Annotated in this window: 12 protein-coding genes and 1 pseudogene; 9 read left to right on the top strand and 4 right to left on the bottom strand. The window is 60.3% G+C overall.

Annotated elements, in window-relative coordinates; translation table 11 throughout:
- A pseudogene (locus PMI28_RS31020) lies at positions 1-150 on the top strand (antibiotic biosynthesis monooxygenase); the annotation flags it as partial.
- A 142-nt stretch (positions 151-292) separates the two neighbouring features.
- Here PMI28_RS31020 and PMI28_RS18740 read toward each other — a convergent pair.
- The gene (locus tag PMI28_RS18740) at positions 293-619 is read right to left on the bottom strand and encodes a DUF2025 family protein (RefSeq protein ID WP_007985215.1); all 327 of its coding nucleotides are present in this window, start codon (positions 617-619) and stop codon (positions 293-295) included.
- 215 nt (positions 620-834) lie between these two features.
- Between PMI28_RS18740 and PMI28_RS18745 the strand changes: the two genes are divergently transcribed.
- Positions 835-1,962 (top strand): glycerophosphodiester phosphodiesterase, encoded by a 1,128-nt coding sequence (locus PMI28_RS18745; protein WP_007985214.1) that lies wholly within the window; start codon positions 835-837, stop codon positions 1,960-1,962.
- A 206-nt stretch (positions 1,963-2,168) separates the two neighbouring features.
- Complete coding sequence (locus tag PMI28_RS18750; RefSeq protein WP_007985211.1) at positions 2,169-2,474, top strand: PepSY domain-containing protein; 306 nt, start codon at positions 2,169-2,171, stop codon at positions 2,472-2,474.
- Between the two features lie 60 nt (positions 2,475-2,534).
- On the opposite strand, the gene PMI28_RS18755 is transcribed toward PMI28_RS18750, so the two are convergent.
- Positions 2,535-4,160, bottom strand: a complete 1,626-nt coding sequence (locus PMI28_RS18755; RefSeq protein WP_007985209.1) for a methyl-accepting chemotaxis protein — start codon at positions 4,158-4,160, stop codon at positions 2,535-2,537.
- Positions 4,161-4,571: 411 nt separating this feature from the next.
- On the opposite strand from PMI28_RS18755, the gene PMI28_RS18760 reads away from it, so the two are divergent.
- The 4 genes from PMI28_RS18760 (at position 4,572) to PMI28_RS18775 (ending at position 9,267) form a co-directional block, all read left to right on the top strand.
- Positions 4,572-5,594, top strand: coding sequence for a transporter (locus PMI28_RS18760; RefSeq protein WP_007985207.1), 1,023 nt, complete (start codon positions 4,572-4,574; stop codon positions 5,592-5,594).
- 287 nt (positions 5,595-5,881) lie between these two features.
- Positions 5,882-7,495 carry an inorganic phosphate transporter gene (locus PMI28_RS18765; protein ID WP_007985206.1) on the top strand — a complete coding sequence of 538 codons (1,614 nt, stop codon included), beginning with the start codon at positions 5,882-5,884 and terminating at the stop codon, positions 7,493-7,495.
- 186 nt (positions 7,496-7,681) lie between these two features.
- Positions 7,682-8,548: a hypothetical protein gene (locus tag PMI28_RS18770; protein WP_033063219.1), complete on the top strand. Its 867-nt coding sequence runs from the start codon at positions 7,682-7,684 to the stop codon at positions 8,546-8,548.
- On the top strand, positions 8,545-9,267 hold the full coding sequence (locus PMI28_RS18775) for a TylF/MycF/NovP-related O-methyltransferase (protein WP_007985202.1): 723 nt from the start codon (positions 8,545-8,547) through the stop codon (positions 9,265-9,267). The genes PMI28_RS18770 and PMI28_RS18775 overlap by 4 nt, the downstream gene beginning before the upstream one ends.
- A 119-nt stretch (positions 9,268-9,386) precedes the next feature.
- Here the strand turns inward: PMI28_RS18775 and PMI28_RS18780 are convergent, their stop codons facing one another.
- Positions 9,387-10,283: a LysR family transcriptional regulator gene (locus PMI28_RS18780; RefSeq protein WP_007985201.1), complete on the bottom strand. Its 897-nt coding sequence runs from the start codon at positions 10,281-10,283 to the stop codon at positions 9,387-9,389.
- 122 nt (positions 10,284-10,405) lie between these two features.
- Between PMI28_RS18780 and PMI28_RS18785 the strand changes: the two genes are divergently transcribed.
- Positions 10,406-11,164, top strand: coding sequence for an SDR family NAD(P)-dependent oxidoreductase (locus tag PMI28_RS18785; protein ID WP_007985199.1), 759 nt, complete (start codon positions 10,406-10,408; stop codon positions 11,162-11,164).
- Between the two features lie 132 nt (positions 11,165-11,296).
- Here the strand turns inward: PMI28_RS18785 and PMI28_RS18790 are convergent, their stop codons facing one another.
- Positions 11,297-11,731, bottom strand: a complete 435-nt coding sequence (locus PMI28_RS18790; RefSeq protein WP_007985197.1) for a multidrug/biocide efflux PACE transporter — start codon at positions 11,729-11,731, stop codon at positions 11,297-11,299.
- 90 nt (positions 11,732-11,821) lie between these two features.
- Between PMI28_RS18790 and PMI28_RS18795 the strand changes: the two genes are divergently transcribed.
- Positions 11,822-12,676, top strand: a complete 855-nt coding sequence (locus PMI28_RS18795) for a LysR family transcriptional regulator (RefSeq protein WP_007985196.1) — start codon at positions 11,822-11,824, stop codon at positions 12,674-12,676.
- Positions 12,677-12,710: the final 34 nt, after the last annotated feature.

Genomic DNA, 12,710 nt, shown 5'->3' with positions numbered 1-12,710 from the left:
GTGTCGTACTGGGCCAGTGAGGCGGCGATTCTGGCGTGGAAGCATCATCCGGAGCATACGGCGATTCGCGAGCGTGGGCGTTCGACCTGGTATGCGCGGTGTCATACACGGGTGTGTCGGGTTGAGCGGGATTACGGGTTCAGCCTGTAAATGATGCGGTGATATTTAGGCCGCCTTCGCGGGCAAGCCCGCTCCCACAGGGGGTGTGGGGGTACGCAAGATATGTTCCCGACACAAAAACCTGTGGGAGCGGGCTTGCTCGCGAAGAGGCCAGATCAGTCACCGCTAGAACTCAACCCTGAACCAGGCTGCGAACCGCCGAAATCTCCGGCACGTCCCGCCGGTTCATGTACACCCGCAATGGCTCGGTGATGTTGATCCGGTCATCGATGTTCTGGTCCAGCAGCAACTGGATCAATTCGCGCTTGAGGGTCATGGTTTGCCCGGGACCCGCGGCCCAGACGAATTCGCTGGCAGGGATAATGCCGTCGTCCGCCACGTCCATACCGAACGAGTCTTCGCTGAACCGAACGATGTAGTGGCCGGTCTTGCGGTTGAGGCCGACGAAGCCTTTGAGTTGGTCGGTAGCCTGGCAGATGAGTCGGGAAGTGGTGCGCATGGTAAACCTCACGATAGATCGATGATTTACACACAGGGCCAGCGAATGGTTTTCCCTCTGCCGGGGAAATGTGCAGGCCCCAGCGTACTGCAAACAAGCGCACGAAAACGCTGACGAACATCAGCTTTAAACAGGTTTGTGTCGGTCTCGCGATAGCGCCTGCAATGATCAGTTGTTAAAAGGGAGCGCACATTCATTGCGAAAGGATCTCGACCATGCCTGCAACGTTTACTAAAAACGCCTTGTTACTAAGCCTGTTGCTCAGCTTCGGCCAGGCACAGGCCGCCAGCGAACCTGGTCCCACGGCACTGGCAACCCGCTTGGGTATTCCGCATCCGGCGGTGATCGCTCACCGTGGCGCATCGTTCGATGCGCCGGAGTCCACCGCCGCCGCCTACAAACTGGCCCGCGACCTGGGCGCCGATTATCTGGAAATGGATCTGCAACGCAGCAAGGATGGCGTACTGTTTGCCCTGCACGACAACAACCTGCAACGCACCACCGATGTCGCCAGCAAATTCCCCGAGCGCAAGGACAGCCCGGCCAACGCGTTCACCATGGCTGAGTTGAAAACCCTGGATGCAGGCAGCTGGTTCAATGCCGCGTACCCGGATCGTGCGCGTCCTGCCTTCGCTGGTCTGCAGATTCTGACCCTCGATGAAATCATCGACATTGCCCAGGGCAACCCGCTGCACAAGCCTGGCCTGTACATCGAGACCAAGGAGCCGAAGCAGTTTCCCGGTATCGAGCATGACCTGAAAGAGCAACTCCAGTCCCGCGGCTGGCTGAACCCGAGCGAATCGAAACCGGCGAAAAACGAGCTGGCGGTTGGCCAAGGCAACGGTAAGGTGGTCCTGCAGACCTTCGAGAAGAGCAGTCTCGAGCTGCTGCAAAAGGAAATGCCGAAGGTGCCGAAGATCCTGCTGTTGTGGGTCGGTGAAGGCAGTATCGAGCCCAAGTCCAAGGTGACCTTTGCCGAGTCCGGCGCCAAGGACAAGGCCGCTTACTACGCCACACAACAACCGAAAGACAACGCCGAATTCCAGCGCTGGGTCGACTACGCCAAGGCCCAGGGCGCCATCGGCACCGGCCCGTCCGCCGCACTGACCCAGGGTGGCGACCAGAGTTACTCGGACCTGGTGCAACCGTGGATGAACCAGTACACCCACGATCAGGGCCTGCTGGTGCACGTCTACACCATCGACGATGCGGTGGATTACCAGAAAGTCATGGACGCCGGTGTCGACGGTATTTTCACCAATCGCGCCAGCGAGTTGTTGAAGTTCTATAAACGCCCGGCGGCGGCGAGCGTGGCGCAGGTGCTACAGAACAACGGCTACTGATCCAGAATTGCGCAAAACCTGTGGGAGCGGGCTTGCTCGCGAAGGGGCCATCCGCTTCAACATCCACATTGACTGACACTCCGCTTTCGCGGGCAAGCCACGCTCCCACAGGGATTGATGCAGGACATGTCGGGGTTTTAAGGGTGGATTAAGTTACACAAGCTAGCCTGATCCCACTTGAACAGATCACCCTTGGAAAGACGCCCATGAAGACCCTGACTGCTTTACTTGCCGCTGCAACCCTGACCCTCACCACGGGCCTGGCCCAGGCCGATGTCCGGGTCGATGAGATCCCGCAACTGGTCAAGGACGGCAAGATCAAGCCGCTGGAGGATCTGAACAAGATCGCGCTGGATCTGCACCCAAGTGCAACGATCACCAAAACCGAACTGGACAACCACTTCAATGGTTACGAGTACGAAATCGAACTGCGTGACGCCAAGAACGTCGAGTGGGACGTGGACATCGATGCCTCCAACGGCAAGGTCCTGAAAAACAAACAGGACACTTAATCCCGAAACACACAAAAGCCACACGATTGAGAAGTCGTGCGGCTTTTGTGCGTCCTGGATTCAAGCGCTCAGGCGCGCCGTCACTTCGTTCAACTGCCCCGACAAACCGTGCAGGTTGTGGCTTGCCGCTTCAGTGCGCTGCACGTTGTCCAGGTTGGTGCTGGCGATGCTGGTGATCTCGGTGAGGTTGCGCGAGATGTCTTCGGCCACCGAGGTTTGCTCTTCGGCAGCGGTGGCGATCTGGCGGTTCATGTCGCGAATGGCTTCCACGGCCAGGGTGATGCGCTCGAGCATGGCACCGGCCTGGGTCACTTGTTCGACACTTTGCTCGCTGCGCGCCTGACCGCTTTCAATCGCCTGGGCCGCTTCGATTGCACCGGTCTGCACAGTCTGGATGATCTGGTTGATCTCGATGATCGACGCCGCCGTGCGCTGGGCCAGGCTGCGCACTTCATCGGCCACCACCGCGAAACCGCGTCCGGCCTCACCGGCTCGGGCCGCTTCGATGGCCGCGTTGAGCGCCAGCAGGTTGGTCTGTTCGGCGATGCCGCGGATCACTTCCAGGACCTTGCCGATGCGCCCGCTGTCGGTTTCCAGTTGGCGGATAACCGTGGCGGTGTTGGCGATTTCGCCACGCATCCGGGTGATGGTGTGGATGGTGCCCTGCATGACTTTTTCGCCCTGCTGGGCAGACTGGTCGGCATCGTCGGCGGCCCGCGCCGCTTCGGCGGCATGACGGGCGACTTCCTGTGCGGTAGCGGACATTTCGTTCATCGCCGTGGCCACCTGGTCGGTTCGGTTGAACTGCTCGTTGGTACCGCCGGCCATTACGGTGGCGATCGAGTTCAACTCACCGCTGGCGCTGTCCAGGTCCGACGCGCTGCGCTGCAAACGGCTGAAGGTTTCGGCGAGGAAATCGCGCAGGGTGTTGGCGGCCATCGCCAGTTTGCCCAACTCGTCCTGACGGGTGCTGGCCACGCGCTCGGCAATACGGCCCTGGCTGAGTTGCGCCACGTATTCGATCAGTTTGCGGATCGGCTCGACCAGGTTGCGGTTGACCAGCCACAGGCTCAGCAGACCGATCAGCAGCCCCGAAACCAGCATCACGACGATCCCCAGCAACACCGTGCGATCGGCACTGGCACTGATCAGTGTCGATTGCTCGGCGCCCTGCTTGCGTAGCTCGCTGACCAGTTCGCTCATTTGATCGCTGGTCGCGCGGTCCACGCCCTTGACCGCCGTGTCGCCCGCCGTCGGATCGCCACCCGCTGCCACGAACGCGTCCCGGCCCTTCTGATAGGCCGCACCCAATTGGCGATGCTCGTCACGCAAGCGCTCGATGCGGCTCTTGAGTTGTGGCTCGATGCCTTTCTGTGCGGCCAGTTCGCCGAGGATGTTTTGCACATCGCGCTGACGGTCTTCGAATTGCCCCCAGTACTTGCTCAGGTCCGCCGGTTGCTTGCCACGCAACAGGACGTTTTTCCACTCCTGCACCTGCACCTTGAATTGCAGGTTGGCTTCATCGATCAATTGCGAGGTATGCAACGGACCTTCGATCAGATTGGCGTAGCTTTGCACGCCGCTGGACAGGAAGTGAAAGCACGCCAGGGCGATCAACAGCATCGCCAGCAGGCTGCCACTCAGCAGGGCGAGAATTTGTGCTCTCAGGGACTTTTGCAAAAGCATCGGATGGTACTCATGACAGGAATGAGGCACGCCCCGGTAAGGCGTGAAAGGTGTCCGGACTTCCCTGTCTGCGGTCTCGGCCGAGGCCTGCGGCGCGCGACTTAACCCAAGCGTGATCGGCGTGCCAGAGCAGTTCTTGAGAGCATTCCGACCGCCGGTAGAGCAGTTTTTTGGCGTTATTTTCCTGTCACAAAAACGTCATTCAGGCTTGCGATGATGCCGCTCAAGTGAACCTGTAAGTGTCCTGTAGCAGCTGGCGAAGCCTGCGTTCGGCTGCGCAGCAGTCGCCAACTTGAACACGCGGTCTTCCAATGGAACTGCATTGCCTGATTTCACGACTGCTGCGCAGCCGAACGCTGGCTTCGCCAGCTGCTACATAAGAGCGATAGAGCCCTCCCCTTGCGAGTCCTCATGAACCACAGCATCGATCAAAGCCATCGCGACACGGATCTGTTCGGCCTGCTTTACGGTTTCAGTTTTCGCCCCGGTGAGGCCGGTCGGGAAATCAATTCCGCCGAGGCCTTGCAGTACCTGCAACAACCGCAAAGCGACGAGCAATTTCTCTGGCTGCACCTGAACCTCGCCCATGCCGCGTGCGAGCGCTGGATGAAAAGTCATCTGGAATTGCCCGAGGAGTTTTTCGAAGCGCTGCACGAGGGTTCGCGCTCGACGCGCATCGAGCATGTCGATTCGGCGCTGTTGGCGGTGGTCAACGACGTGGTGTTCAACCTCAGCAACCTGGTGTCGTCGGATGTCTCGACGCTGTGGGTGTGCGCCCGCAGCCGGCTGATCATCAGCGCCCGCCTGCAACCGCTGCACTCGGTGGACAAACTGCGCTCGTCGGTGAAGGCCCGGGAATGTTTTCGCTCCCCGCTGGAGTTGCTGGTGCATCTGTTGCGCGACCAGGGTGAAGTGCTGACCCAGATCGTGCGCAAGACCAGCCAGAGCGTGGATCAGATCGAAGACGAATTGCTCTCCTCGCGCCTGTCGACCAACCGCGCGGAACTGGGCGCCAATCGTCGGGTGCTGGTGCGTTTGCAACGGCTGCTGGCGCTGGAGCCGGGCTCGTTGCTGCGCCTGCTCAACCGGCCGCCGCAATGGCTGCAAAAGGAAGACGTGAAGGAACTGCGCAAATCCACTGAAGAGTTCGCACTGATCATCAACGACCTCACAGCGCTGGGTGAGCGGATCAAGCTGTTGCAGGAAGAGATCGCCGCCAACATCAACGAACAGACCAACCGTACGCTGTTCACCCTCACGGTGGTGACGGTGTTGGCGCTGCCGATCAACATCATCGCCGGTTTCTTCGGCATGAACGTCGGCGGCATTCCGCTGGCCGGTGATCCGGAAGGTTTCTGGATCCTGGTGGCGCTGGTCGCGACCTTTACCGTGATCGCCGGACGCTGGGCGTTTCGCAAGCAGCAGGATTATTGACGTCTGCTAACACCCTGTGGCGAGGGAGCTTGCTCCCGCCGGGTTGCGAAGCGACCCTAAAACCAGGCACCGCGGTCAATCAGGTAAACCGCGCTCATCAGATATACGGCTGCTGCGCACCCGAGCGGGAGCAAGCTCCCTCGCCACAGGTCAGCGTCGGTCTTGGTGTTTGCTCCGATTCAGATCAGCGGGCTGCAAAAAACCCAAACACTGATCCAAAGCAGTCTCCCTGTAACAATTAGCAACGATTATCACTGATACTCCTTCCCTCCTCAGGAATGTCCGTGATGGCTACGCCCTCCTTCACCGCCGCCCCGGCGCCCGCCAGTAGTGCCAAACCGCAATTCGACAAAAAACCCGGCTTGCTCACCATCGTGGTGTTTTTTGCCGTGCTGGCCATCGGCTTGTTGTTTACCGCTTACAGCCTGATGCACGACATGAACGAACTCGGCACGGTGGTGACTACCTGGACGCCGTTTCTATTGCTCGGCGTGGCGCTGCTGATCGCCCTGGGCTTTGAGTTCGTCAACGGCTTCCACGACACCGCCAACGCGGTGGCCACAGTGATTTACACCAACTCGCTGCCGCCGAACGTTGCGGTGGTCTGGTCCGGTTTTTTCAACTTCCTCGGGGTGCTGCTGTCCAGTGGCGCGGTGGCGTTCGGCATTATCGCCCTGCTGCCGGTGGAGCTGATCCTGCAAGTCGGCTCGTCCGCCGGTTTCGCAATGATCTTCGCCTTGTTGATCGCTGCAATCCTGTGGAACCTCGGCACCTGGTGGCTGGGTCTGCCGGCATCGTCCTCGCACACCCTGATCGGTTCGATCATCGGCGTCGGCGTGGCCAACGCCCTGATGCACGGCCGCGACGGCACCAGCGGTGTGGACTGGGCCCAGGCCACCAAAATCGGTTATGCGCTGCTGCTTTCGCCACTGGTCGGTTTCGGCTGCGCCGCGCTGCTGTTGCTGGCCCTGCGCGCTTTCGTGAAGAATCGTGCGCTGTACAAGGAGCCTAAAGGCGAGACCCCGCCGCCATGGTGGATTCGCGGCCTGTTGATCGTGACCTGCACCGGCGTGTCCTTCGCCCACGGTTCCAACGACGGCCAGAAAGGCATGGGCCTGATCATGCTGATTCTGGTGGGCACGCTGCCAATGGCTTACGCACTAAACCGCACCATGCCGGCTGATCAAGCGTTGCAGTTCGCGGCGGTCGCCGAAGTGACCCAGCAAGCGCTGGTCAAGGCGGCTCCCCTGCCGGCCCCGGCCGACCCGCGCGCGGTGTTGTCCGAATACGTGCGCAGCAAGGAAGCGACCCCGCAACTGGTGCCGGCGCTTGCTGCGCTGACCGGCAGCATCGGTACCCAGGTCAAGGGTTATGGCTCGCTGTCGAAAGTCCCGGCCGAGGCCGTGGGCAACGTGCGTAACGACATGTATTTGAGCAGCGAAACCATTCGCCTGATGGACAAGAACAAGGTCGGCAATTTCGACGCCGACACCAACGGCAAACTGCAATTGTTCAAGCAACAGATCGACAACTCCACGCGATTCATTCCGTTGTGGGTAAAGATCGCGGTGGCCATCGCCCTGGGCCTGGGCACCATGGTCGGCTGGAAGCGCATCGTGGTGACCGTCGGCGAGAAAATCGGCAAGACCCACCTGACCTACGCCCAGGGCGCCTCGGCAGAAACCGTGGCGATGCTGACCATCGGCGCCGCCGACATGTTCGGCCTGCCGGTGTCGACCACTCATGTGCTGTCCTCGGGCGTGGCCGGAACCATGGTCGCCAACGGCGGCGGCTTGCAGATGAAGACCATCCGCAACCTGCTGATGGCCTGGGTGCTGACCTTGCCGGCGGCGATCCTGCTGTCAGGCAGCCTGTACTGGTTGTTCACTCAATTGTTCTGAGACTTCGCGCCTGGACTCACGTCCCGCAGCGAGCAATCGCTGCGGGACGTTTGCTTTCCACCCGGCGGAAAAGTGAGCATTTCATCGCCCAATCGAGGTATTGCTCCTTTCGTTCAAGGATTGCGCTTCAGTTTGCCAATGTGTTGCCGACTCTTATGAGAGCCAAAGTATTCCTGGGTGAGAACCGTGAACTTATTCATCAATCAGTTGCACAAGCACGCTGATTTCAGAAGTGCGATCTACGCTGGCGACATCTTCCTCAACACCGAACTGAAAGCGGCAAAGGAACTCTGTACCTTTGCCCAGGAAAGCATCACGGCAGCCTTCGATGGCGAAACCAACCACCAGGCGCTGCATACACTGATGCCGGTGGAAGAGTTCGTGGTGCTGGTGACTCGCCTCAAGGGCCAGTTCACCAATAGCCTGCGCGCCAAGGAGCTGATCCGCAGCTTCACCGACGAAATCGGTGCGGCTCCCGAGGAGTTCATTTTCGACGTACCGCGTATCCGCGTCGTGCCCAACTACGACTACCTGCACGCCGGCGTCAGCTATGCCTACAAGCCCCATCGCGATACCTGGTACGGCGGTGTCGACTGTCAGATCAATACCTGGATGCCGGTCTACACGATCCAGCCTGACCAGACCATGATGATCAACCCGGCCTACTTCGACGCCCCGGTGAAAAACACCTCGGCGCAGTGGAGCCTGTCTGACTGGATCGACGTGCAACGCCAGCGCGCCAAGGACAACGTCAGGGAAGAGGCGCGCCAACATCCGGTGCCCACCGAAGCGATCAACAGCGCCTGCGAATTGCGCATCGCCGGCAACACCGCCGAGATGCTGGTGTTCTCCGGTTCGCACCTGCACGGCACCGTTCCCAATTACACGCAACAAACCCGCTTCAGCGTGGATTTTCGCCTGATGCACCTCGACGACCTCAAGCAGCAGCGCGGCGCGATTAACGTCGACAGCGCCTGCCCGGATGTCGGCGCCGGTTTCAAAGACTACTTCCACGTCCACGACTTTTCGAATTTCCAGGGAATCCAGCAATGACCAAGCGTCGCATCACGCCCGCCGAGGCCCAGTACAACGAAACCCGTACCAACGTCCTGAAACGGGTCGATGCCGAATACGTGGCCGACGCTCCGTTCGTCTTCGCCAACCGCATTGGCGTGACCGCCGCGCTGTCGCGCATGGAGCTGTTCAAGAAGGTCGCAGAAGTACCGGGCGCCATCATTGAGTGCGGCGTGTACAAGGGCAACTCGTTGATGCTCTACATGCACCTGTCGATGATTCTCGAACCGTATGCGATCAACCGCTCGATCGTGGGTTTCGACACCTTCGAAGGCTTCCAGAGCATCGACAAGAAAGAAGACCCGGCCGACGTCAACGAGACCATGTTCGCCGACACCGACCAGTCGCTGATCCAGGACATGATCGACGCCAACGACCTGTTGCGCCCGGTCAACCGCATTCCGCGCTGCGAGCTGGTCAAGGGTGACATCGTCAAGACCGTACCGGAGTGGATCAAGACCCGTCCGGACCTGGTCGTGGCCATGCTGATCCTCGACACCGACCTGTACGAGTCGACCAAAGTCGCGCTGGAAACCTTCCTGCCGTACATGCCCAAAGGCGCGATCGTGGTGCTCGACGAAGTCGCCTACCGCAATTTCCCGGGCGAAACCAAGGCCCTGCGTGAAGTACTCGACCTGAACAAGATCGAACTCAAGCGCCTGCCGTTCGATTCATGCGTGGGTTACTTCCACGTCTGATCCAAACTGCAAAAACCTGTGGGAGCGGGCTTGCTCGCGAAAGCAGTGTGTCATGCAGCAATGATGTTGACTGACACACCGCTTTCGCGAGCAAGCCCGCACCCACAAATGGACCGGTTTCAGACTTCTGAGCGGATCACTTCTCCCAGCCAGTCCATGAACGCCCTGACCCGCAACGGTAAATGCCGCTGCCGGGCATACAGCAGCGACGCCTCCATGGACGGCGCGTTGAACTGCGGCAACACCTCCACCAATTCGCCGCTTCGCAGGTATTGGTGCATGCCCATCCTCGGCGCCTGAATCAGGCCGAAACCACCCAGGCACGCGGCCTCATAAGCATCGGTGCTGTTGACCGTGACACTGCCGGCCATCGGCAGTCGCTGCACCTGCCCCTTGTCGACGTACACAAACCCTTCAGAACGCCCGCCCAGTACGCCGACGTAGTGCACCAGCCGATGCTGCGCCAGATCTTCCAGCCGCCCGGGCACGCCATAGCGCTGCAAATACGCAGGGCTGGCGCAATTGACCATGGTGAAGTCACACAGGTGTCGCGCCACCACCGATTGATCCGGTTGAGCACCGATGCGCAGCACGCAATCGAACCCCTCGGCGAGCAGATCGACCCGGCGGTCGGTGCTGCTGATTTCCAGTTCAAGCAGCGGGTGCCGCGCCATGAACTCCGGCAAGCGCGGCATCACCACCCGGCGGGCCAGAATGTTCGGCAGGTCGATGCGAACCCGCCCGACCAGCGACGCCTCGTCCTGACGAAACAATCCCTCGATTTCGTCCATATGCGACAGCAGATCCTTGCTGCGCTCGTACAACACCAGGCCATCCTGGGTCGCCTGCACCTTGCGCGTGGTGCGTTGCAACAACCGTGTTCCGAGCAATGCCTCCAGGGCCTGCACATGCTCGGACACCGTTGATCGAGGCAGGCCCAGGCTTTCTCCGGCCAGGGTGAAACTCGACATCTCGCTGACACGGACAAAGGTGCGCAAAAGTTCCAGTTTGTTCATCAGCCTGCTCATTGATTGTTCGGCTTATCCGACCAGTGATTCCGGTTTCACTCTGTTTATCACCCATCAGCGGATAAATAAACTTCCTCACATCAACCGCCCACTGCACCTGAGGAAGTCCCATGAACCGTAAAATCGCACTGATCACCGGCGCCAGCCGCGGCCTCGGCAAAAACGCAGCCCTGCACCTGGTCGCCCAAGGCATCGACATCATCGGCACCTACAACAGCCGCGCCGATGAGGCGCAGGCACTGGTGGCCGAAATTGAAGGCCTGGGCGGTCGCGCCGCCATGCTGCAACTGGACGTTGCCCGGAGTGAGCATTTCAGCGCCTTCGGCAGCGAAGTCGCGAAGGTCCTGCACAGCCACTTCGGGCGCGAGCGCTTCGATTTTCTGGTCAATAACGCCGGGATCGGCCTGCACGCCAACTTCGTCGACACCACCGTCGAGCAGTTCGACCAGTTGGTGAAAATCCAATTCAAGGGGCCGTTTTTCCTCACGCAAACCTTGTTGCCATTGCTCAATGACGGCGGCCGCATCGTCAACATTTCCAGTGGCCTGACCCGTTTCAGCCTGCCGGGCCACAGCGCCTACGCGGCAATGAAAGGCGCGATGGAAGTGTTGACCCGCTACCAGGCCAAGGAACTCGGTGCGCGCAACATCGCGGTGAATATCCTCGCACCCGGCGCGATTGAAACCGATTTCGGCGGTGGCGCCGTGCGTGACAACCCCGGGTTGAACACGCTGGTGGCGAACAACACCGCCCTGGGTCGCGCCGGGTTGCCGGATGACATCGGCGCCGCGATTGCGCTGCTGCTGGTGCCGGGCAGTCAGTGGATCAATGGTCAGCGTATCGAGGCGTCGGGGGGGATGTTTTTGTAAAACGAGTGACGACGGCTGTTTGAAAACCCTGTGGCGAGGGAGCTTGCTCCCGTTCGACTGCGAAGCAGTCGCAAAGATTGGGACCGCTTCGCGGTCCAGCGGGAGCAAGCTCCCTCGCCACAAAAACGGTATTTAGCAAACCTCGCGAGTCATCAACACCCGCTCCCGAACCACGTCATACCCCCAGTGGTAGATGTAGGTGTATGGCAGGAAGAACAGCAACACACCGATATCCAGCAGGAACGCCTGCCACAGGCTGACACTCAGCCACCAGGCAATCAGCGGCACGCCGAGGGCGACCAGACCGCCTTCGAACAACAGCGCATGCACGACACGAACCCAGGCGTTGTGGGCGATGGCGAGGCGCTTGAGCACCCGGTCGAACATACCGTTGAAGACCACGTTCCAGGCGAGGGCCAGAGCGGCGATGAGGACGGTGACCGTACCCATTTCCAGCATCGGTTTCTGCATGATCCAGGCCAGCAACGGGGTACAGATCAGGATGGCCAGCAGTTCGAAACCGATGGCTTGGAAAATACGTTCAGTAATGGATTTGTTGGCGCTCATGGCCAGACTCCCTTGAGTGACTGTGGTTGCCATGATCTGTCATTACGTCGATACTTCATAACCAATAACCATCGATCAAGGCGATAGTTTATGGCCTCTCACGAAGTGTTGCTGGCGTTTGTCGAAGCGGCGACCCAGGGCTCGTTTTCCGCCGCGGCGCGCAAGCTGGGCCGCAGTCAGTCAACCATCAGCGCGGCAGTGGCCAGCCTGGAAATCGATCTGAACCTGACGCTGTTCGACCGCAGCAGCCGCAAGCCCGGACTGACCCCGGCCGGGCACGTCATGCTGCAACGGGCCGAAGACATACTGGCCGCCACCAGTCGCCTGGAAATGACCGCCAGCCAACTGTCCCAAGGGGTGGAGGCGAAACTGACGGTGGCGCTGTCCGACACCTATCAGTCGGACCGCTTCGAGGCGTCACTCAGTGCCTTCGAACAGCGTTACCCGGACCTGGAGCTCGAATGCCTGATCGCCGAGTGCGATGACCTGATGTCACTGGTGCAAAGCGGCCGGGCGCACATTGCCTTTGCCGAAATGCAGGACAGTTACCCGCCGGACCTGGTCAGCTCGACAGTGGACGAGCGCACGGAAATCGCCTTGTTCGTGTCCGCCGCACACCCGTTGGCGAAGCTGGATTACGTCGATCAGGACGTGCTGCAGCAGCACCGCGAGCTGCGTCTGGCCACCATCATCAATCCCTATGACAGTCGGGCGAAGGGCCGCGTCTGGTCAGCGCCGAGTTATCTGATGCTGCTGGAAATGGCCCAGGGCGGATTCGGCTGGGCGCCATTGCCCCGCTGGCTGGTCGAGCGGTTCGGGCCCGGCACGCTGCAGGAGCTGGAAGTGCGCGGGTGGCCGAAAACAGTGTCGGTGGATGCGTTGTGGTCACGGCTGAATCCGCCGGGGCCAGCGGGGAGCTGGTTGCTGGGCAAGATGCTGGAATAGCGGCGCGGCCATTCGCGAGCAAGCCCGCTCCCAC

This window comes from Pseudomonas sp. GM48 (assembly GCF_000282335.1).
GTDB lineage: Bacteria > Pseudomonadota > Gammaproteobacteria > Pseudomonadales > Pseudomonadaceae > Aquipseudomonas.
Note: the sequence above shows the minus strand (reverse complement) of the source record. Positions and strands in the feature narration are given on the sequence as shown.